Origin of the sequence: Bremerella cremea (genome assembly GCF_039541315.1) — a bacterium.
GTDB lineage: Bacteria > Planctomycetota > Planctomycetia > Pirellulales > Pirellulaceae > Bremerella > Bremerella cremea.
Window position 1 is genome coordinate 827,042 of record NZ_BAABFZ010000003.1, and the last position, 22,244, is coordinate 849,285.

The 22,244-nt window shown below is 56.0% G+C and carries 17 protein-coding genes; 5 read left to right on the forward strand and 12 right to left on the reverse strand.

Going from position 1 to position 22,244, the window contains the following annotated elements; genetic code table 11:
* Positions 1-26 precede the first annotated feature (26 nt).
* From ABD890_RS05610 to ABD890_RS05665, 12 genes are all read right to left on the reverse strand, one after another.
* Positions 27-1,697, reverse strand: coding sequence for a hypothetical protein (locus ABD890_RS05610; protein WP_345086711.1), 1,671 nt, complete (start codon positions 1,695-1,697; stop codon positions 27-29).
* Positions 1,698-1,813: 116 nt separating this feature from the next.
* Positions 1,814-2,116 carry a flagellar hook-basal body complex protein FliE gene (fliE, locus tag ABD890_RS05615; protein WP_345086712.1) on the reverse strand — a complete coding sequence of 101 codons (303 nt, stop codon included), beginning with the start codon at positions 2,114-2,116 and terminating at the stop codon, positions 1,814-1,816.
* Positions 2,117-2,134: 18 nt separating this feature from the next.
* Positions 2,135-2,557 (reverse strand): flagellar basal body rod protein FlgC, encoded by a 423-nt coding sequence (flgC, locus tag ABD890_RS05620; RefSeq protein WP_345086713.1) that lies wholly within the window; start codon positions 2,555-2,557, stop codon positions 2,135-2,137.
* 39 nt (positions 2,558-2,596) lie between these two features.
* Positions 2,597-3,010 (reverse strand): flagellar basal body rod protein FlgB, encoded by a 414-nt coding sequence (flgB, locus tag ABD890_RS05625; protein ID WP_345086715.1) that lies wholly within the window; start codon positions 3,008-3,010, stop codon positions 2,597-2,599.
* A 222-nt stretch (positions 3,011-3,232) separates the two neighbouring features.
* A complete protein-coding gene (locus ABD890_RS05630) occupies positions 3,233-4,645 on the reverse strand; it encodes a sigma-54-dependent transcriptional regulator (RefSeq protein ID WP_345086717.1) in 1,413 nt (470 codons plus the stop codon).
* Positions 4,642-5,523 (reverse strand): sensor histidine kinase, encoded by an 882-nt coding sequence (locus ABD890_RS05635; RefSeq protein ID WP_345086718.1) that lies wholly within the window; start codon positions 5,521-5,523, stop codon positions 4,642-4,644. Before ABD890_RS05635 ends, ABD890_RS05630 begins: the two co-directional genes overlap by 4 nt.
* Before the next feature lie 16 nt (positions 5,524-5,539).
* A complete protein-coding gene (locus tag ABD890_RS05640; RefSeq protein ID WP_345086720.1) occupies positions 5,540-5,998 on the reverse strand; it encodes a hypothetical protein in 459 nt (152 codons plus the stop codon).
* A gap of 16 nt (positions 5,999-6,014) precedes the next feature.
* On the reverse strand, positions 6,015-8,537 hold the full coding sequence (locus tag ABD890_RS05645; protein WP_345086722.1) for a tetratricopeptide repeat protein: 2,523 nt from the start codon (positions 8,535-8,537) through the stop codon (positions 6,015-6,017).
* 333 nt (positions 8,538-8,870) lie between these two features.
* A complete protein-coding gene (locus ABD890_RS05650) occupies positions 8,871-9,614 on the reverse strand; it encodes an alpha/beta hydrolase (RefSeq protein ID WP_345086724.1) in 744 nt (247 codons plus the stop codon).
* A gap of 336 nt (positions 9,615-9,950) precedes the next feature.
* Positions 9,951-10,895 carry a malate dehydrogenase gene (mdh, locus tag ABD890_RS05655; RefSeq protein ID WP_345086726.1) on the reverse strand — a complete coding sequence of 315 codons (945 nt, stop codon included), beginning with the start codon at positions 10,893-10,895 and terminating at the stop codon, positions 9,951-9,953.
* 186 nt (positions 10,896-11,081) lie between these two features.
* A complete protein-coding gene (locus tag ABD890_RS05660; RefSeq protein ID WP_345086728.1) occupies positions 11,082-12,509 on the reverse strand; it encodes a hypothetical protein in 1,428 nt (475 codons plus the stop codon).
* Between the two features lie 22 nt (positions 12,510-12,531).
* Complete coding sequence (locus ABD890_RS05665; RefSeq protein WP_345086730.1) at positions 12,532-13,650, reverse strand: hypothetical protein; 1,119 nt, start codon at positions 13,648-13,650, stop codon at positions 12,532-12,534.
* A gap of 362 nt (positions 13,651-14,012) precedes the next feature.
* Here ABD890_RS05665 and ABD890_RS05670 point away from each other — a divergent pair, with 362 nt between their 5' ends.
* The 5 genes from ABD890_RS05670 to ABD890_RS05690 all read left to right on the forward strand — a co-directional run bounded on the left by ABD890_RS05670 (position 14,013) and on the right by ABD890_RS05690 (position 22,235).
* On the forward strand, positions 14,013-14,513 hold the full coding sequence (locus ABD890_RS05670; RefSeq protein ID WP_345086732.1) for an RNA polymerase sigma factor: 501 nt from the start codon (positions 14,013-14,015) through the stop codon (positions 14,511-14,513).
* Positions 14,514-14,578: 65 nt separating this feature from the next.
* Positions 14,579-16,666, forward strand: coding sequence for a vWA domain-containing protein (locus ABD890_RS05675; protein ID WP_345086734.1), 2,088 nt, complete (start codon positions 14,579-14,581; stop codon positions 16,664-16,666).
* Positions 16,667-16,928: 262 nt separating this feature from the next.
* On the forward strand, positions 16,929-20,090 hold the full coding sequence (locus ABD890_RS05680; protein WP_345086736.1) for a tetratricopeptide repeat protein: 3,162 nt from the start codon (positions 16,929-16,931) through the stop codon (positions 20,088-20,090).
* Positions 20,091-20,159: 69 nt separating this feature from the next.
* The gene (locus ABD890_RS05685; protein WP_345086738.1) at positions 20,160-21,176 is read left to right on the forward strand and encodes a tetratricopeptide repeat protein; all 1,017 of its coding nucleotides are present in this window, start codon (positions 20,160-20,162) and stop codon (positions 21,174-21,176) included.
* A 240-nt stretch (positions 21,177-21,416) separates the two neighbouring features.
* Positions 21,417-22,235, forward strand: coding sequence for a MotA/TolQ/ExbB proton channel family protein (locus ABD890_RS05690; protein ID WP_345086740.1), 819 nt, complete (start codon positions 21,417-21,419; stop codon positions 22,233-22,235).
* Positions 22,236-22,244: the final 9 nt, after the last annotated feature.

The following is a 22,244-nucleotide window of genomic DNA, read 5'->3' on the forward strand; positions in this document are numbered from 1 at the left end:
TTTGTTGATCTGTTGTGGCTTAACCGCTAGTTGGTGCTTCCGATCCAGTTCTGCAGAATTCCCAGGGCCGTGTCGGGATCTTCGCGAACCATTTCGGCCAGTTCGTTCTTCAGGTTAGGACCACCACCCTGATTGAATCGTTTCTTGAGCAGCCCCTGCATTGAATTCTCGGACTCTTCGCTTGGCTTCGCCTCTTTTGCCTGAGCGGCGGCGGGATCTTCCAGCTTGAAGGCCTGAGCCGACTCAGGCGAAGGAGCACCACCGGCGAGCATGCTGCGAAGCATCATCAAACCGAAGACGGCAAACCCAATGGTCGCCAGCGTCTGCCAGTTGGTTGCCAACCAGGCCATCGCCGTATCGGCAATCGCAGGCTCTTCCGTCGCGGTCTCGGGAAGCTGCGGAGCGGTCATTACGTAGACCTGTGGATAAGGGTCTTCCCCCTGGGCTTGTTCCGGCAGCAAAGTCACGACGGTGGTTTCGACCGCCTTCTTGGTTTCGTCTTCGATCTTTTTAAGGTCGCCTGGATCGGGGGTTTTGGCCGGCTGACCAGCAGGCGTTGGATTGCGCGAGTGCCAGACATCGGCGTAGTACTGGCTCGGGATGCTCACCGAAACGGTCACCCGTTTGGGTGTCAGCGAAGCGAGCTGCTTTTGCATGTAATCCTGGTTAGTCACAGCCAGCGTTTCTTCGCGATTCGATTCGGAAGTTTGCTCTGACATGGGCGTCTGGCTGACGGCCGCTTGCTGATTGGGCTGCTGGGCTTCGAGCCCAGGACGTCCAGCATTGATTGGCGTCCGTTTAATGTCCGACGTTTTCTCAGCCTTCGAGGCGAGCGGGGTCGGACGTGGATCGTACTTGATTCCCTTTTCGATGCGGTTCATCTCGGGATCGAGTTCAACGTTAACCGTCACGTTGTTACCGTTGATGAAACGCAAGGCGTTTTGGATGGTGTCGGTCCAGTGCTGCTCGAACCATTGCTTACGAGCCGCGTAGGGATCGTCGTTGACCGAGGCCAGATCGTTGTCCAAGCCGCTGTAAGTCCGACGGGAATTCAGATCGGTCACCGAAACATGCTCTGCTTTGAGCCCAGCGATCGAGTGAGCCACGTAGTTTTGAATGCTTTTAACGGTCTTAGGATCGATGTCATCGGAACCGGAAGGACGCACGACGACGGAAGCGGTGTAAACCTTCACACGTGGAAAGCCTCCTTTGTCTTCGATGTCGTACTGAACCGAAGCGTACTCGATGCCGCGCATGTTACGTAGAACGAGAGCCATCTCCTTTTCGCGAGCAACCTTCTGCCGATCCGAGCGATGCTTTTCCGATTCAAATGGGCTCGCTTCTCCAATCGCCTTTTCGACACTGTCGTGAAAGTCTGGCGGGATGGCGTTGTTCTTGACCAGCGCAGCGATGTAGTCGACACGGCGGCTGCGGGGAACGTAGATCTGGCTACCGATCACTTCGTAATCGTCGAGTGTCTCGGCAGCGAAGGCGGCCAGAATGGCTTTTTGATCGGCCGGGGCGATCGGGGCGCCAGACAGGATTGGGACATCCTTCTGGAACATCTCGCTTTGAAACAGAAAGGCGACGCTCGTAACAATAGCCACGACCAACAGGCCTGCGATGATCCGGGAACCGGGTGTCATCGAGACGAAGAGGTCTTTAACTTGCTCGAACGCTTTGTTCAAAAAGTCCATCCTTGGACCCTTCAAGCTGCGAAAATGTTCGTTAGTTCGTAAGGTTTGCCATCATCGACTCCTTCGATGGATGGCCGGTGGCGGTCGCTCGATCCGTGAGCTTAACCGTTTTGTCGCTAAACGCGAATGTCTTTCACTTCCGCATAGGCCTGCATCATTTTGTTGCGGACCTGCATCATCAACTTGAACGACATGTCGGCTTTCTGCACGGCGGTCAAAACTTCGGCCGGATTGACATCGCCGCCGGTGAACAAGGACTCGACCGCTCGGTCGGCGTCCTGTTGCATCTGGTTGACTTCCTGAATTCCTTCGAGAAGGAACTTACCGAACGATCCCGACGCTTCGTCCGCTTTGCCAGGCAAAACATTCGGCGTGGTGGGGATGTTCAGTTGCTGTTGGATTGCGTTAATGGATGCCATCGGGGGAGATCACCATTGTTACGCCAAAATGCGAAGTGTTTGATTCGTCATGTTCTTGGTCATTTCGAGCACGCCGACGTTCGATTCGTAGGCCCGGGTCGCTTCCAGGGCATCGACAAACTGTTCGGTCATATCGACGTTCGGATACTCGACGTATCCCTTCCACTTGCCATCCTTGATTGCCAGAGGATGGTCTGGCTGCCAACGTCGCTTCGGGTCGACGTTGTCTTCACGCACTTCGGCAACCTTCACGCCGGCGGCACCACTGGTGGTGGCCAACTCGTGATCGGTTTCCAAAATGACGTGCTTCGCTTTGTAAGGACCAATGCGTCCATTGGCATCACGCAGCGACGACATATTGGCAATGTTTTGCGAAATCGTGGTCAGGCGTTCTCGTTGGGCGACCAGGCCACTCGTGCTGATATCCAAGGCGGAGATCATCGATAGGTCCTTTCCTGACTAAATAAAATCCGGGGGGGATTAAAGTCGTTCGCTGATGGCAACATTCAACAGACGAAACTGGTTTTCCATGATGGAAAGAGCCATGTTGTGCATCTGCTGGTTCTTCGTCAGCTCGGCAACCTGCTTTTCGATGTCGAGATTGCTCTCGTCATGAAAAAGGATTCCGTTCAGTGATTCTCGCACTTCTCGCATTGGGTCACCTTGCTTGGTGCTGACCAATCCTGACGGAAGTGAGTCGTTCGGCTGATTCTTCTGCTGGATCGCCTCGGCCAAAACTTCGTGGAAGCGATCGACGTTCAAGTCGCGGCCCTTGTAACCAGGCACACGTTGATTGGCGATATTCGTGGCCAGAATGGAATGTCGCTTCTGCGCGAAGTTCACGACCTGTTCGAGAACAGGGACGGTGTTCGCATTGAGAATCGAAGATTCCATCGTGGGCTTCCTTAAGTTAGGCGACCGACGTATTGCAAAGGGTGTGCCGAGGTTGATGCTTGCATGAAATTCGTTTACCAGCGACCCGCAAACTTTGCCTTGTCCGGCAAATCTTGCGGCAAGCCACTTTTCCGGCAACTTTTACCCTTCCGGCAACCGGCAAATGTTGCCGATACGTTTCCGGAAAGTCTTGCCGATAGCAGCTCATGCATGCCACCTCGACTAAACGTGAGCAAAGGTACGAGCCCGAGGAGCCAGGCCGTAACTTCGCAGTTTGTTACTTAATGTTCGTACGCTGATGCCCAACGCGGCCGCCGTCTTTTCTCGGTGACCTTCGTAGTGCTCCAGCGTTTGTTCGATCAACTGGCGTTCGACTTCCTCCAGTCGCATTCCGACCACCGACACGTTGCCGGATGGCTGAAGCGAAATGGCTTCTTGATTGCCTTCCAGCAGCCAAGGGCGAATCTGATCGGCGGTCAGGTCGTGACCAATCGTCAGCAGGGCGGCTCGCGTGACAATGTTTTCCAGTTCGCGAACGTTGCCGGGCCAGGTATGACTTTGCAGGATATCCATTGCCGAGTCCGCGACGGTCAACATCTCGCGACCAACTCGCTGAACGGCCGCACCCAGGAAGTGGTCGACCAGCAGCGGAATGTCTTCCGTTCGATTGCGGAGCGGTGGCAATTCGATCGGCACGACATTCAAGCGATAGTATAGGTCCTGTCGAAAACGATTCGCGGTGACTTCCGCCAGCAGATCTCGGTTCGAGGTCGCCAGCACACGCACGTCCGCTTCGATCGTGGTGCTGCTGCCCACTTTCTCGAAACGTCGCTCCTGCAGCACTCGCAGCAACTTGGCTTGCAGCGGCAGGTCGATCTCGGTGATTTCGTCGAGCAGGATCGTTCCCTTGTCCGCCAACTCGAAACGACCGACCCGGGCATGATCGGCGCTAGTGAACGCGCCCCGTTCGTGACCGAACAGTTCGCTTTCCATCAAGTGAGCCGACAGCACAGGGCAGTTCAAACTGATCATCGCCTCGCGGCAACGGCGACTGGCCAGGTGAATCGAACGCGCGACCAGCTCTTTACCGGTGCCGCTTTCGCCGGTCACCAACACAGTTTCGTCGGTCGGAGCAACCAAAGCGATGCGTTGCCGTAGCGCTTGCATGGCGGGACTATCACCGATCATCACGACACTGTCGCTGGTGCCGCCTGGAGGAATCGCCGTGGCACGGTCGCCACGCGTCGTCGATTCGATCGCCCGGCGGATGGCCGCTTCGAGCGGTTCCAACTGAACTGGCTTTTCCAGGTAGTCGAGAGCGCCAAATCGCATCGCTTCGACAGCCGTATGAATGCTGGCATGCGCGGTGACCATGACCAGTTGTGTCTTCTCGTGCTGGGCACGAACTTGACGAACTAGTTCCAGGCCATCCATGCCGGGCATCTGCAGGTCGGTCACCACGACGTCGAACGACTGCTTGGCCAGCAGATCCAACGCTTCGCGACCGCTGCCGCAGCTCACCGCTTGATAGCCAATGATCGACGCGGCATCGCACAAGCTTTCGCGCGAGTGCGGGTTGTCGTCGACCACCAGGACCGAGTGGTTGTTCGAGTGATTTTTGGTCGTATCAATCATGCGGCTGCCTTCGCTGCTTTCATGGGGAACATAAGCATGAATGCGGCCCCGAAGTCGGGGCAGTTTATCGCGGAAACCTGGCCTTGGTGCACTTCCATCACCCGCTGCACGATCGCCAGGCCAAGGCCGGTCCCGGTGCTTTTGGTGCTGAAGAACGGATCGAAGATACGTCGAACATCGCCAGCCGCGATTCCACAGCCGGTGTCGGCGAATTCGACTTCCAGGTGGCCAAAGTTGACCTGCGAGGTAATCGTCAGGATGCCGCCGTTGGGCATCACATCCAAAGCGTTGAGCGTCAAGTTGAGGAACGCTCGCTTGAGCATGTCCTTGTCGGCCAGCAGCATTTCCTGCTCGGTCAGATCGAGACGCAACTGAACGTTCTGAGCCTGAAACTGCGGAGCAAGGTCTTCGCAGATTTCAAGGATCATTTTCGAGGTTGGCACATACGTTTGATTCGGCTGACGATCGGCGGTGAAGTGCAACAGGTCGTCGACTGTCGTGTTGAGCACGGTCAGGCCAGACTCGATCTTGTCGACGATTCGATTCGTTTCGGGATCGGTGCCGATCTTTCGCTTGAGCAACCCGGTATACAGCGTTAACGGCATCAGGCCATTGCGAACTTCGTGGGCGATATGCGACGCGACGAGCCCCAAGTCGGCCAGGCGATTCTTGCGAGCCAGCTCACGATTCTTGACTTCCAACTCGTCGGTCAGCCGGGTCACTTCTTTGCGAAGCGATTCGTGAGTTTCCTGCAGGCGAGCGGTTGCCTTGTCCCAGCATTGCAGCAGGTCACGCAGATCGATCGACTCGTCGTCGGGCGACATATTGAACAGTCGGTTCGTTTCAGGCATTTGTGGTTGCTCTTGAGGAGAGGTCATATGGGCCGTCCCTTTCTCACTCGGCGGTCAAATCGAAACCGCGGCTCGTGGGGGTATTCATATCGGTGTAGGCGGAAGCAGAGTCGACGGAACTCGTGGTGTCCCGCAGCATCTTGGCGATCTCGTCCCGGTGGGCCGAAACCACGTCGGTGCTCTTCTGTTCCATATGCTTCAGTTCGCTCAGCAGTACTTCGCACTGCTTGGCCTTCTGCGAGCATTGGGTTCGCTCGCTGGCACTTCGCCAGACCCGCGATTCCGGATCTTGCTGGCGAAATGGATCCATCGTGCGATCGATTCGCGTCAAGCGTTCGATCAAGGTTTGCTTGGCTCCCAGAACTCGCATCAGGTCGCCAATGTATTGCTCGTGGCCCGCCAAACGCAGTTGATACTGCGACAGCGTCAAGAGCTGTGTCAGCACTTCGTGTTTCTGGTCGATCAGTTGGACCAGTTGGTCGGTTTCCTCCAGGCAAGGCATGCTTTTGGCTTTCCTCTTAAAGGGTTGTCCCTAACCAGTCGAGGTAGTTCTTCCAGTCGTCGCGAGAACCATGGGTCGTGTCGGAAAAGTCGACGGTGTCGTCCAATCGCGACAAGACAATCTTGGCCTGCTCGACCGTTCCGCGAGCCTCGTTCGATTGATTCATGTACCGGTAGCAGTGAGCGATCTGCACGAACGCTTCCAGCGAAACCGGTTCGGTCTGATAGCGGTTCGAGGCGGTCGAGTAAGCCTCGATCGCCTCCTTGTAACGGGCCAGTTCAAACATCGCCGCGCCCTGAGCGAAGTAGCAGTTTCGCAAGATCTTCGACTCGACCGGATCAAGCTCGGCCTGCGTTTCCAACTTGGTGGTCAGTTCATATTCAAGTTGGTTGTAGATCTCGATCGCCGTTTCCAGGTGATCCTTCACTTCTTTGTCGAACTTGATTCGCTGGGTTTCGATATTGACCAGGCGAAACTTCTTCTTCGGCAGCATCGACGAGCGACGATGGCACTCGGCGATCAGGTAACGAGCACTCGCCGAGCGAGGATCGTCTGGGTATCGTCGCACGGCGGCATGCAGGTACTTGATGGCACCCTGGTAGCTTTCGTTGGACTGTTCCAGGAACTGAAACGCTTCACGAGGAATCGCTTCGGGTGACTCCAAAGCACCTTTGACGCGTGCCTGGGCTTCAAACATTTCCCCTTCCAACTGCAGCACCTGGCCGAGTGAGAAGAGTGAGTCTTGCCATTCGCGGCTGCTTGGTTCGAGGCGACCATCGTCGAGGTTGGCCCGCAGAACATTCTTGGCTTCCGCCAGCTTGCCCAACTCCATGTAGGCTTCGCCGGCCAGCACACGTGCTTCGTACACCGAAGGATCTTTCGGATAGAAGTCGAGGCACTCGTTCAACGGAGCCAATGCATCTTCGGCACGATCGAGGGCAATGAGTGCTCGTCCCGTGGCGACCAGGGCTCGCGGTTGATGTTCGCGAGTTTCGTAGCGTTGATACTCCGCCAGGATCTCGACCGCCTTGCTGAAGTCTTGACCTTGCAGATAGGCGGAAGCGCTCTTCCACAGATCGTTGGTATATTCGGCCGTGGCGAAGCGATTTTCAGCCAGGTCGAAATAAACCTTGCCGGCACTGCGAAAGCGGAAGCGAGCTTTGGCTCGCAGATCGAGCGATTCGTTGAAGGGAACTTTTTCGGCCTGGGCGGCGAGGTATTCACCCCATTCGTACTGCACATCCGCCAGAATCTGCAAAGCTTGATCGGCTGGGAACAGAGGCCGCAAGACCTGGGCAACTTCGACAGCCGGCTTGAACTTTTGAACCGACTTCCAGGCATCGATCGCCGAGGTGATCCGTTGACGGAAAGTAACTTCGTCGACCCAAGGGTTTTCGTAGCGACCGGTCAGGGTCGATTCCCGAAGAGCACGGCGATAGATTTCCACCGCCTCTTCATCTTTGCCGGCGGCTCGGAGCAATTCTGCTTCTTCGAGACCTGCGGCAACACTTTCATGCGTTCGGTAATAGATCTTTCGGGTTCGTGAAGCTTGCTCCATTGCCTCTTCGGTTTGGCCGTTGGCTCGCAGCATGACCGACAACAAGTACGAAGCCTTTCGCGTCGAATCGGCCGCAACCAACTGGTTGCTGGCAGCTTTGCGAAACAAACGAATGGCAGCTTCAAGAGCGCTTTGAGCTTTGTCTTTTTCGCCTGCGGCCAGCAGGTTCAAATAACGGCGACGACTGGCAAGACCTTGAACGATGATCGCATCAACATAGCGCTGCGATGTTGGAGGTATTTTCTGGATCGTTTGTTCGGCTTTTTCAAGGTCACCCAGTTCATATTCGATCTTGGCCAACCGCAGCAAGGCACCCGACTGATCGTCTGGCGAAAGCCCTGGATGCGAGCCGTACTGCGTGCTCCACTTGCGAGACTGTTCGAGGTTATCCGGCGTGGTAGGTTCCAGCTTCAGGTAACAGTCGGCCAAAGCGTCTTCGATTTCCAGTTGCTGAACTGGATATTGAGGATAAACGGCCTTCAGGGTTTCGATCGCTTTCTCGTACTGCTTCGATTCCATCTGGCTGATGCCCAGCAGGAAATCACCTCGGACTTCGTAAGCAGGCGGATAGCCTCGTTCTTTGGCCTTTTCCAGGTATTGAGCCGCGACACGATAGACCGTCTCGCGATCTTTCGGATTGAGATAGTCCTTCGCTTCGTCGAACAGGGTCATCCCCAGCAGAAACGGAGCGGCCCCCTGATATGGCTCTTCGACGCGAAGGTCGTCGATATGGGCCCGAGCGATCTCGCGAGCTTTCGTGACTTCTCCCTCTTCGTAAAGGGCAATGCCGTGAGCCAACGATTGCTCGTCAGTCTCGCCGCTTCCCATCAAGACCCAGGCCGTCCCCGTGCCGACACCTGCCAGAACGATCACGCCGACAATCAGAAAGATCCGATTGCCCAAAAGGCCCATGAATCCGCCGCGAGGTGCTTCACCTTCGGCTGCTTCAGGAGCTTCGTTTTGTTCGGCGTCGGTCGACATGAAAAAAAGTTCTCAAGTTCCTTAGGGGCTCAAGCCGATATCGATAAAAGGGAGAGTCTGGCCTGAGTTTGACGGTCAATTGCTCGAAAAACATTCGCGAGTCCGAAGTGCGCACGCAACCGCGCATGGATTCGCGGGGCAATATGTACAGAAATCTGCCGAAAGGGGTCAAGACAAGATCGGAAAGATCGCGTTGGGGGTCTCGCTAGCAATCCCCTCTTAGGAACGCCTCTTTTTTAAAGCCGCCAGGCAGCCCCAACCGCGCACGAAAAAAGGCCTCGTAGATCGAGGCCTTTTTCTTTGGATTGTGCGTCTGCATGCCAAGCAGGGGCATTAGCGAAGAATTTGCCCCATGACCCAGCCGTTCATGTCTTCTAGCATGTCGGTCATGATGCCATCGCCGCAAAGATACTCGCGAACGTCCATTTTCAGCCCGGCACTGTGCCCCAGGCGAATGTCGTCACAGAGATTGTCTTCGGTGTAATAGGTGCTTTCGTGGCAGTGCATCAGCAAGATTGGCATCTTCTCGCACATGCCCAGGTTCCGCAGCGGAGCATGCCCTTCCGGGAATGGACCGTTAATCGAAATCACACCGGCGTAATCCTCAGGATGCTGCAATGCCAGGCGAAGAGCCATGGTAGCACCATCTTGATAGCCAGCCAGAAAAATGCGACGGCCATGAATATTGAACTGTTCCGACGCCGATTCGATCGCCATCTCGACGCGACGCGAGGCGGCTTCGATGCTCATTTCATCTTGAGCCCAGTAATAGCTGCTCATCCCGGCACCACTGCCGCGCGAATGACGGCTGGTCCCTCGCGGCCCGACGGCGACGAAGTTGCGGGTACTGGTCAGCGGCATAATGCGGCGAAGCTGCGACTCGTTATCGAACGCTCCATGCAGCCACACGATCAGCGGATAGGCATAGCCTGGCTCGTAGTGCAGCGGAGTGAAAAGTTCGAGTGGGCAACTTTGCGACGAATCTCGCCGAATGCGAAACTCGTAGATTTTGCTCTGCTGGACGCTAAGGTTCGAGGAATGCGTCGCAGGTGGCGCTGGCGTGTCTAAGCGTTTCATGAAAACGTTCTGAGAACTCTCGGTGTTGGTTGTTCGGAGAGCGAAGCCCAAATGTGGCTTGGTTCGCCAAATGGGTCAAGATCAGCCTCTCCATCTTTTTGACTGATCTGCTTCGCCTGAGTAGTGCCAACGCTGAGAAATCGTACTCGAGCGTCCTGCGCGACATCCTTGCCGCCACGTTGGAACAAGCATTGAATCACGAATGAAGAAGGGAAACAATCTTGCTAGCGACGTCGGTTGCTCTGAATTTCTGCCCAATTTTCCACGGTACAAACCGTTATTGCTGTACCGCGGATTTCCGACGACTTGCGATTCCCAAAGAAAGACTGTCGGTACTTAAGCCAACAGCTTGTCCATCGCTTCGACCAGGCCCTTCACGGCGTCGACGCTCTTCTGGAAGTCGGTCTTTTCTTGCTCGGTCAGTTCGAGCTCGATGACCTTTTCGACACCGTTGGAACCCAGGATCACTGGCACACCAACGTAGTAACCACCGACGCCATATTCCTTATCGCAGTAAGCAGCGACCGGGATCAGACGCTTCTTGTCACGGACGATCGCTTCAACCATCTGAGCAGTCGCAGCGGCTGGTGCGTAGTAAGCACTGCCGGTCTTCAACAGACCGACGATTTCAGCACCACCCTTACGAGCGCGGTCGACGATTTCTTCCAGACGCTTTTCGTCCATCAGACGCGTAACCGGGATACCACCAACCGAGGTGCACGATGGCATTGGAACCATCGTATCGCCGTGGCCACCCATCAGCATGGCGGTGACGTCTTCGACGCTGACGCCCAGTTCCATGGCGATGAAGGTACGGTAACGAGCGGTGTCGAGAACACCGGCCTGACCCATGACGCGGTTTGGTGGAAAACCACTGACCTTCTGAGCCTGCTGCACCATGGCGTCGAGCGGGTTGCTGACGACGATGATCGTGCAGTTCGGGCTGGTGGCTTTGATCTGTTCAGTAACGGCAGTGACGATCTTGGCGTTGGTTGCCAACAAGTCATCACGGCTCATGCCTGGCTTACGAGGAATACCAGCGGTGATCACGACAACGTCGCTGTCCTTGGTGTCGGCGTAATCGGTGGTACCAACGACATTGCTGTCGAAACCAACGATTGGCGAGGCCTGCATCAAATCGAGAGCCTTGCCCTTTGGCATGTCTTCAGTCTGCGGAATGTCCAGCAACACGACATCGCCCAGCTCGGCGGCTGCACACCAGTGAGCGCAGGTGGCTCCCACATTACCGGCACCGACGATCGTGATCTTGGCTCGTTTCATGAGAGAGTTCTCCTCGAAAGCCCAGCTACGGCTGGGAAAAATGGTTGAAGACGTGTCCGCAAGATGAATCGTTTGAAGCTGTTAAGCCCAACAATCCGGCTCTGCTGCTGAATATGGGCCAGCCGCCAGCGATTATCAAGAGGGCTTGACGCGTCGCGTAAAATCTTCGCCGCTTGGCCGTGCATGTTAACGACGTCGCGACGACGACTTGCGTCCCAGGATCAGGCCAAAAGCGACCCCCATCCCAATCACGACCCCCAAAATAATCAGCACCGCGAGCACAAAATTATTCGTTTCCAGATTAACCTTTTGCTCACTCAAGCGAACATTCGACGCAATGAACAAGGGACTAATCTGTCGACGGGTAAAATCTTCGCGAGACATAAACGGAGTCCGATAGGCCCACAACTTAAAGAATGGCCCCACCACTTCAATCGGCTGATGCAATTGCTCGCCTACCTTCAAGCCGGCCGGCAACTCAGGCACACACACCAGCACCGGATAATCGTTGGCAAACTCTTTGCGTGTTGACTCATCACCAGGCCGTTGCGAGACGATCGGAGCCGGGATCGGCACAAAGACCGACAACTCGTAATAGTGATCGAGTCCCAGTCGCTCGCGAACATCGTCGTCATCGATTTCGATGCGCGTGATGCGGCGACACAGGCCATAGAGTGGAATAAACTCGCCCCGATAGGTTTCTGGCGAGACCATCAAGCCATTCTTGGGCAACGTTAAAAGCTGCGAAACATCCTTGTCGCTCGTTGCCATCTGCTGATCGATTGGCAGTCGCGTCACCGCCGCCATCATTTGATAAAACGGTTCGCGCTCAAGCCCCTCAAACTTGGCTCGGTCGACTACATGCGACAGCTCACCAATGTCCATCCCCTGCTCGGCCAGCCGCACCAATGCTGGTGTCACGCCTAAGGCAGGATTGGGCTTTTCAGGATGCCACGAAAGCTTTGGCGAAACAAAGACGTAGCCGCGTTGGCCATCTTCTCGTTCGTACGATTTCAGAAAGATGCCAGGGCAACTGAAGCGTTCGCCAACAACGTTTTTCTCGGGGTTTAACGCGACTCGCCAGGCCTGAGGGATCTGCTCGACGATGATCGTTCCCTGCGCGTTGCCTTCGGTTTCATCGAACCGCACGTCCACTTCGTAATAGGTGGCCAGGCCGACATTCTCGATTGCTTCGGCCGGGACCGAAACCTCACGCACCGCTTGCACCGTGCCGGTCAGCAGAAAGAAGTCGAGGCGATGCTGCTTGGGGTTATCAAGCAACTCTTGCCAAGGCGTTTCCAGGCTCAGCCAACGCGTGATGCGATGCGGTTGCAATCGACGCAAGCGAGTGACCGCGCGAATAACGGCCTCTTGTTCGCCCTGGGCCAGCGGTTCGCCATCGATCAACATTTCCAAATAGCTAGGACCGAAGTCAATCATCGCGAAGAACTCGCGAGACGACATGTTGGCGAAGTCTGGCGTGGCCGGCTTACTCGGCTCGGGTTCGGCCATCGGCGTTTCGGCTTCGGCTGGCTCTTCTGACATAGGAGATGGCTCGCCGCCATCTTGAGCGAAGAGAGGCGAGGCAAAGAACAGCAGCCAAAAAACTGCCACGCCGCGCATCGATCGACTGAAACTATGAAGGGGACTGTTCATCCGTTTCCACTGTCGAGGAGGTCTTTTTCATCTGAGCTGAAAGCTCTCCGAGTTGATCGCGAACCGATGCCCCAACGTTGATCTCGTCGGCGCGTTGCTCGAACTGTTGACGATTGCGTTGTCGCATCATCTGTTCGACCTGGGTGTCACGGTTGCGACTATTCCACCAGACAAAGCCGACAATTCCAATGGCCACCACAAAAGTTCCAGCGATGCCGGCGTAGATTTCCGCCGAAGTAATTTCCCGCTGAAGCGAAGGCGCGGCCTGCCAATTGACGTTCCGGGCCAGAAGCAGCGGCGCTGTCATCGTGCCCCCCTTCGCGGCATAGACCCACTTCTTAAAGTAGACCGCCTGAAACGAAACCTTCTGGTGGACTTCGTTCCCCACCGGGAAGCCTTCCGGCAAGTTCATGCAATAGACCACCATCGGCGAAGAGTCCGCACCGGAGAACAACCACATCTGCCACAAATTGCCTGCACGTTCATCCAACGGATTCGGCGGCAATTTCACGCAGCGTCTTACGGTTCCGCTGACCGTGACCAGCTTTCCTCGATAGAGACTCGATTGTTGGAATAACTGGCTGAACTGCGCTGGCGGAGCGTTTTCGGTCGAGAGATCTTTCGCGTTCGCTTCCGTCAGACGATCGAAGATCTGAGCCCACGCATCGAAGTCGACCGAACGGAACGGACTGCTGTCCTCGACATTGGCCAAGGCCTCGTCACTCGCCCAGCGTTCCGACTTGTCTTCCTTCTTCGCTTCATCTTTCTTCGAGCCCAGCGTGTAGGGAGTCGCCGGCCGTCGATCGGCCACCATGCGGAACTCACCCTCGGTGCCGTTATCGGCGGCGACGGCCCGGCGTGGCACACGTATCTGCTCGGCAGGCACCGGTGTCAGTCCATCCCCAGCTTGCTCGGAAACCCCGGCATCGTCTGGGGCAATCCACTTCCAGGTTTGCGGGTCGGCCGCACGTGCCATTAGCATGATCACCAGCCCCAACGAGCCGACCAGCATCAGCAGACGAAGCTGCTCGCCCCGTGCAAAGTAATTCCGGGCCGGCTTACGAGGTGGCTTCGACGATGGTGGGTTGGAAGAGGACATGCGGGAATTATAGCGGACACCCAAACGGTTGCTTGATTTGGGCAAACGGAGTGACTTTAGCACCCTACCAGCCACAAGGTGGGATACGGTTTAAACAACGGATCAACGATCGTTTTTCTTAAATCTAGAGATCATCAAGAGATACAGCAACGACCAAGCCAGAAAATTAGCCTCCTACCAATCTCGCGGCCGTTTCCTGAACTCTATGGTATCATGGGTTTTATCTCGAAATACGCTCCTCTTAACGGGAATAATCCTGGCGACAGGCCACGAAGCGTTAGATAGGAGGAGTTGTTCGACGGGCTCTGCCTGGCTCCGGTCTCGCAGATTTACCTCTTTCAGTTCTTCCCTCGGAGGGTGCGTTGGCTCTTTCTGCCGAGCAGTTTCACCGATTGGTTGACCAGCATGGTCCCACGCTCTACCGCGTGGCGTTCCGCTTGATGGGCAACCGGCACGATGCTGAAGACGTCGTTCAAGACGCCTTTCGATCGGTATGGGACAGCCGAGATCGATTCGACGCCACCAAAGGAGAGCGGGCCTGGCTGATCGCCATCTTACGTCGACGTGTTGTTGACCGATGGCGGCGAAAGAAGCAGCCGATGCCTCTTTCCGATCACGACGAGACCACGCCTGAGTTGGAAGCACCGCAAGAGCCCGAACAAGGCTTCAGCGACGAGATGCAGGCCGCCCTGCAAAGCCTGTCGAACGAACTTCGAGAGGCCATTTTGTTGGTGGTCGTGGGTGAACTAACCCACCAGGAGGCAGCCGACCTGCTAGAAGTCCCTCTCGGTACGATCCTTTCCCGCGTGAGTCGTGCCCGAAAAAAACTACACCACGAGTTATCAACCCGATCCCCCTCCTGAAGCGACGACCGCTTCAGCTTGATCGGGTTTCCCTTGAATAACGTATCGAACGATATCCTGACACTGTGAATCCATCCGACCACGAATTCGAACTCGAGCGACAACTACGAGAGGTGCCTGTCCCAGGCGATCTCGTAGCTCGGCTCCAGTGCATCCCCGAAGCTGCGGAAATCGACGCAGCGCTGGATTCCCAACTTTCGGCGGTCGAAATCCCCGATAACCTGGTGCCTCAGTTGCATCAGATCGCCGGCACTCCCGTCCTGGTCACACGCAGTATTCGCGAACGCAGCGGTGCTCAGCGTCAGCCAAGTATTTCCTGGGCGGTTGCCATGTGGGCTTCTGCGGCCGCAATTCTCGTTGCCTTTGGTATTGGCTGGACGCTGCAGATGCAGCAGAACCGGGGCCTCGCCAGTAATGATGTTACGACCGATCCGGTTGCCAACCACCTGGCTCCTGCGACTCCGACAGAATCGCAACTGGAATTGGAATGGCTCGGGCTCACCAACGATGAAGTTGCCCAAAGCGTATCGGCCCCGAACCTGACCGAACTGGCGGAAGCGAATCTGCTTGCTCCGTCGCTCTCGCAAGTCAGCTTGCCGGCATCGCTCGCTTCGCCACCACAACCGGTGAACATCCATTCGCTTTCGGAAGAGCTTCCGCACGACCTTCTCGCCAACACCTTCTTAATGCGTTGGCAGCCCCTTGGTGCGAATCCTGCTGTGGCCTCGTCGTTTGGCATGCCGCAGATGATCATGCCGAGCAGTTCGCCGGTCACGTTTCTTCCAGAAACCAAGCAGTACGATCGCGACTTCCTCCTTCGCGAGGCCAGCCACCCCTTCACTTCCCCGCAAGATCCGGCCGTGCGGGCGACCAAAGTTGCCGTGACGACCTCGCAGGAAAGCTTCGAGAACGTTGTCTTCTCGGAACGTCCCTGGTCGCCAGAACTGCTCGAGAATGCCCGCACCGAAGAATGGCTGTCGGCTACCGGCAAGTTCTATGTCCCTGGCCAGCCAGGTAAAGTGGAACTTCGTACCGCTGCCGGTCCCGCCGTGTTCGCTCGTGCCGGCACGCAGCTTCTGCAAGTAGGTGTCGTGGCAGGTTCGGCCGATCCGAAAGATCGCTCGCCAGTCCATCTGACCATAGCGATCACACCGCCTGAGAACGAAGAGCATGCCTTGCGGACCTGGATGCCGGTCAAGATCGCCCTTCGCGAAACGATCGAAAACCTGCAACCGCACGACACGCTGACACTGGTGGTGATGTCGGAGTTTCCTTACGCCTTAATTGAAGACGCGACGCTCGACCATCGCGATCAATGGTTTGCCGCTCTCGATCAGATCGAGCCAGGTCAGGCCTCGAATCTCGCTGAAGGGATTCGCTTCGCCGCGGCAACTTCGCTGACGAAGCCAGGCTTCGGTGACATCCGTCGCCCGCTGATTGTGCTTTCCGATCGCTTCCCATCGCTCGATCAGGCCACCAATCGTCAATTGCGACCACTGATCGAGAACGCCTCGCAGCAAGGCATCGACTTCGCCTGGATTCAACTCGAAAACGAGAACTATTCGTCGATCCTTCCTCCCCCGGCAGCGCTAGATGGAATGGGCCGATGGCTGGTGACCAACTCGCTACGACGCTTGAATCGCTTCCTGGATCAACAAGTGCATGGGGCTTCGACCTTGCTCGGAACCGATGCCGAAGTCACCGTCAAATGGAACGCGAAATCGGTCGGGCAGTATCGTCTGATCGGATATCAGCCAGTTGGTGGCGATTTTGTGGCCACATCGCATACGCGTGAAATCCACGCGGGCGAGAGTGCGACCTTGTTGTTTGAACTAGTCTTACCCGAAGACGGCCCGAACGATGTCGCAACGATCGATTTGACCTGGCACGACACCGAGGGAAAGCTTCAAAAGGCAAGCCAGAAGGTCAGCCGGCTGCAATTCGCCTCGTCGTGGCAAGCTACCCCTATGTCGCTGCAAGCCGCACAACTGACCGAGCAATGCCTGGCATTGCACCAGAATTCGTACTTTTCGCGTCGCCGTGGCAACACGACCGACGAGTTAGAAAATTGGACTTCATCGCTGAATCCCGCTTTTAAGCAACATGCGAGCTATCCTCGTCTGGAACTCCTGTTGCCTGGGCTGCCTGATTAGATCACGATAAAAGTTCGCCCTTGAACGGCCAGTCTTGAAGCGTCAACGCTGAGCCGATAATTTGAAACAAAGGAACATCACCTCTTCCCCCATCTCTTCTTCAAGGTGTTTGTGCCGGCCTGATCTCATTTGTCAGCCCATGCACAAACATGGACAATCAACCTTTTCGCCCCAAAATTCCAGCGTGCCCCACAGGTACCGGTTTATACCGAGAAGTCCTTGTCCAGGTGGAGGATTCGCCTTGTCTCAGAGGATGAAATCGATGCGGATGATTAAGCAGCTTTTTCTCACTTCCGGCCTACTGATGGCCATGGCCCCGGTCGTTCACGCGGCCGAACCGTTCGACGAGTTCTTCAACGGATTGTTGGATCGCGGTTTTCAGGAGCAGGCCATTTGGTACATCGATTCGATGGCCAAGTCGCCGAGCCTGCCGGAAGAGGTCCGCAAGACGCTCGACTATCGCAAGGCAATCGCCGAGATCGAAGCCGCGCGTCAAAGTCCGAACCTTGATGCTCGTGAAGCGATGCTCAGTTCGGCGGCCGCCAACCTGGCGAAGTTCCTGAAAGACAATCCCGAAAGCGATCGCGTCATCGACGCCACGATCCAGCGTGGTAACGTTCTTTCCGATCAGGCTCGTCTGGCCGAAGCGCGTGCTCGTCGCCAAGAGAAGCCAGAAGATAAAGAGCCTTACCTTGTCTCGGCTCGCAAGAATTACGACGAAGCTCGCAAGGTATACGAAGCGGCCAACACCAAGATCCGCGACACGCTGAACTCGTTGGGCAAAGTGCTCGATCCCTCCAAGGATGCCAAGAAGATCGAGTTCCGCGATGAGATGCGGGCCTCGTATATTCAAACTCAGTTGCTTGCGTCGAACTGCCTCTTCGAGATGGCTAAGACGCTGCCGGAGAAAGATCCGAATCGTAAGAAGCAACTCGAGCAAGCCGCCAAAGAATTCGGCGAGACCTACAGCAAGTACAAGACCCGCCTGGCTGGTCTGTATGCTCGTCTCTACGAAGGTCAGGCTCAGCAAGCCTTGGGCAAGAACAAAGAAGCCATTGCGATCTACAAAGACGACTTGTTCCTGCTGGGTGATCAGCCGGAACAGTTCCGTCAGGTGAAGCTGAAAGGTGCCATTGGCCTAGCTGAAATCTGGATGGGGCAAGACGAACCTGGCAAGGTTATCAGCGATCTGGCTCCTTGGTTGAGCCAACAACAACTTCGTCCGAACCAACAGCGTGCCGACGACTGGCTGCAGATGAAGTTGATTGTGGCCAAGGCCTATAAGAAGGACGCGGATGGCCGCGACAACAAAGACAAGGCGCGTGGCGACAACCGCCGCGAAGCACTGAAACTGGCAGTCGACGTTTCCAAGTTCCCAAGCGACTACCAGAAGGAAGCCTTGGAACTGCGAACTGCCCTCCAAGGCGAAGACGCGGTCGTTCAAGAGATTCCGGAACCAAAGACTTTCCAGGAAGCGGTCACCGCCGGTCGCGATCTGATCACAGAAGCCAACGCTCAAAGCTTCGCCGTGAACAAGATGAAAGAAGACCTGGCCAAGACGAACGACAAGGCTGCCAAGGACGAACTGACTTCGCAGATCGAATCGGAAGAACAAACGATTCAACAGTCATTCGGCAAAGCCAATGCCTACTTCCAGAAAGCATTGCTGCTGGCGGACCGCGATATTCCTTCGGACGAAGTGAACGGGGTCCACTACTTCCTGTCGTTCCTCGGTTTCCAGGATGCCGAATACTGGGACACTTACACCCGGGCAACCTTCGTCGCGAAGCGTTTCCCAAACAGCCCGAGTGCCAAACCATGCTCGAAGATGGCGTTGGCCTGTGCTCTGCGATTGTTTGAATCGGCCCCTGCCGACAACCGAGCGTTCGAGTTGGGTCTGGTTGAAGACACCACCGACTTCATGGTGAAGACCTGGCCCGATTCGGAAGAAGCAGGGCAAGCTCTCCTGGCACTCATCGGTTTCCAACTACAACAAGCGGGTTCGAAAGAGCTGAGCTGGGAACAGCAAAAAGCAATGTTGGCCGCCGCGGAAGAATCGGTCTCCAAGATCGGTGACGGAACCGCTGCCAAGGCAGATGCCCAGTTGAAGGTCGGTCAGACTTACTGGAACTTGTTCCTCAACGGTAATGCTCTGCGTCGTCAGGCCAAGGCCGATCCACAGATGATGGGTGTGCCCACCGAAGAGCAGTTGGCTGAGATCAAGAAGAAGACGGAAGACATCCTGTCGTCCGGTGTGAACAGCTACCAGGGTGGCGAGGCCGATTATGCCTATGTGCTGGGTGCGTTGTCGTTAGCTCAGGTCTACACCGACGTCGGCCAATCGGACAAGGCGATCGAACTGCTTGAAAAGCCGAAGGTTGGCTTGATGACGCTGATCGAATCAAAGAGCCCAGCGGTCGCCAAGCCTGGGATCGATCAGCTAATCTACAAAGCCGCCGTGCGAGCTTACATCTCGGCCCTGCCAACCACCAAAGATCCGGCCAAGACCGAGTCGTTGATGGCCAGTGCCGAGAAAGCAATGGCACAGCTCAAGACGCTGGCTGGCAACGATGCCAACAGCCAAAAGCAGTTGGTCGCCATCTACATCTCGCTGGCGAATGACCTGAAGAGCCAACTCGATAACGCGGACCCTGCCACCAAGCTTTCGCTGGCGAAGGCCTTTGAACAGTTCCTGACGCGGGTCGGCGATTCCAGCACTGAACCTAACGTGCTGAACTGGGTTGGTGAAACGTTCTACAATCTCGGCCAAAGCTTCTCGGAAGATCCAAGCTTTACGGGGGACACCAAGCCGTTCTATACCCAAGCAATTACCGCCTATAACAAGATCATCGCTCAGTCCGCCAAGGGCTCGATCAATCCTGCGATGATCCAACAGGTGCGTGTCCGCGTTGCGATGGCTCAGCGTGAAATCGGCGAATATGACAAAGCGATCGCCACTTTCACCGACGTGCTGAAGGAAAGCAACATGATGGTCAACGTTCAGGTCGAAGCGGCCAAGACGTTCTATCTGTGGGGCCTTAACGGCGGTGACTCGAAGGCGTTCTATCAGTCGTTGATGGGTGCCGAACAAGATCCGGAAACCAAGCGGAATGTCATCTGGGGTTGGGGACGCCTGCAATCGCTGCTGGCTCGCTACGCCCAGGCCGGTGCCGATCCATCGCCATTCCGCGATACCTTCTTCGAGTCGCGATACTACCTGGCCGAGTGCCGTTATCAGTTCGCCTTGGCTCAAACGAGCGACGACAAGAAGAAGCAGTACCTGGCCGCGGCTGCCAAAGACATCTATTCGACCCAGTCGTTCGACAAGTCATTAGGTGGTGAAGTGTGGTTCAAGAAGTTCGATACGCTGATGCGTAAGATCCAGAAAGACCTGACCGGCGAAACCAAGGGACTTGAAAAATAGTCTCATAGAGCCGCCGTTTCACCCCAACCTTTTCCCGATCAAAATCGATCTATTCGAGGAGCAATAAACATGCGTCAGATTCTTTTCCAGGCAGTCGCCATGGCCCTTGTCGCCGGCAGCCCGGTACTGGCCGACTCGGTTCGTACGGAAAGCGGTTCGCAGACCGGCACGATCGTCAGCTCGACCAAAGATGCCGTCCAACTGAACAAGGGTGGATCTCCGGTCGAGATTCCGACGAACGAGATCATCGAGATCTCGATCGATGCGGAACCGTTCGACGTGAAGACCGCTCGCAAAATGGTTCAGAACGGCCAGTTCGCCGACGCCATCGAAAAGCTACAGAACGTTCAAAGTGGTAACAACGAGCTGGTGAATCAGGAAATCGCTTTCCTGCGGGCCTTTTCCATGGGCAAGCTGGCCCTGGCCGGTTCCGGCGATCGCGCTGCAGCCTCGAAGGCTTTGCTCGGCTTCGCCAGTGGTGCCACCAACAGCTTCCACTTCTACGACGTGGCTCGCATGCTGGGCGACATCGCCGTCAGCAGTGGCGACTACGCTTCGGCTGCCAAGTACTACGGTGGTTTGGCCAACGCTCCTTGGCCAGATTACAAGATGTCAGCCCTCGTCCTGGAAGGTCGCGCGTTGTTGGCTCAGGACAAAGCTGCCGACGCCGTGAAGCGATTCGATCAGGTTCTCAGCACCAACGCATCGGTCGCCGGTGCCGCTCGCCAGAAGAACTTTGCAGCCGTCGGTAAGGCGAAGGCTCTGGCTTCTTCCGGCGATGCCAAGCAAGGCATCGAACTGGCTCAGAAGGTCGTCGACAACGCCGATCCTCAAGATAAAGAACTATTCGGCCGTGCTTACAATGCTTTGGGTCTGTGCTACTTGAAGTCGAACCAGCCGAAGGATGCCTTGCTGGCTTACCTGCACACCGACATCTTGTTCTACACCGATCCTGAAATTCACGCGGAAGCGCTGTATTACCTGACCAATCTCTGGAAGCAGATCAACGATCCCGATCGTGCGACCGATGCCCGAAACCTGCTGAATGACCGATATCCGGGCAGCACTTGGGCCAACAAGCAATAATTCTCGTTGGTGAGAACGATTAAATGGGTGAGTTTGACCGGAAACGCCGGCAAACTCACCGTGCGGATGCTTTTCGGGGTGAAATTACCCAATTAGAATACGAGTCATTCTAGTCGATTCACCTCTTTTCCTCGGCCTTCTCTGCCCTTTCTTTCCAGGGGAGGGCCAAGTGCGCATTCTTACACCAACTTCCAAAATCACAAACCTAGCTCAGCTATTCGCCAAAGTTTGGAGAACCCAATGTTGCGTCGACCTCATGCCTATTCCCTTTCCTTCTGCGTGGCCACCGTCGCATTGATGCTGGGTGTTTTTCTTTCCACGCAGTCGGTTACCGCCCAGGACGCAGGCGGAGACGCTGCTCCAGCAGCCGAGGCCCCTGCGGCGGACGCTCCTGCTGCTGCTCCGGCCGCCGGTAACGATCCTGCCCCACCAGAAGCCAAGAGTTTGTTCGCTTGGGTCTTCGAGGCCTTGAGCTATTACTTCTGGATCTTCATGTGCATCTCGATCATCTTCGTCGCCCTGTTGGTGATGAACATCATGAATGCCCGCCGTGAAAACGTCGTGCCGCTGGCATTGGTCGAGAGCTTTGAAGCCTGCCTGGAAGAAAACCAGGTCCAGGAAGCCTACGACATGGCCAAGGAAGACGAATCGTTCCTCGGCAAGGTGCTGTCGGCTGGCCTCGAAAAGGTTTCGCTCGGCTATGACAAGGCGATCGAAGCCATGCAGGAAGTGGGCGAAGAAGAGAACATGAAGCTCGACCACCGTTTGAGCTACCTCGCCCTGATCGGCACGCTGAGCCCCATGATCGGCCTGTTCGGCACGGTCGACGGTATGATTCGCTCGTTTAGCGTGATCGCCCAAAGTGGTTCGACTCCAGAAGCCTCGAAGCTGGCCAATGGTATTTCGACCGCTTTGTTCACCACGCTGGTCGGTCTGGCTTTGGCCATTCCCGCGATCGCCGCTTACAACATCCTTCGCAACCGAGTTGACCGTCTGGCCCTGGAAGTCGGTATCACCAGCGAAGGCCTGATGAGCCGTTTCCAAAACGTCGGCAAGTAAGTCCCGTTG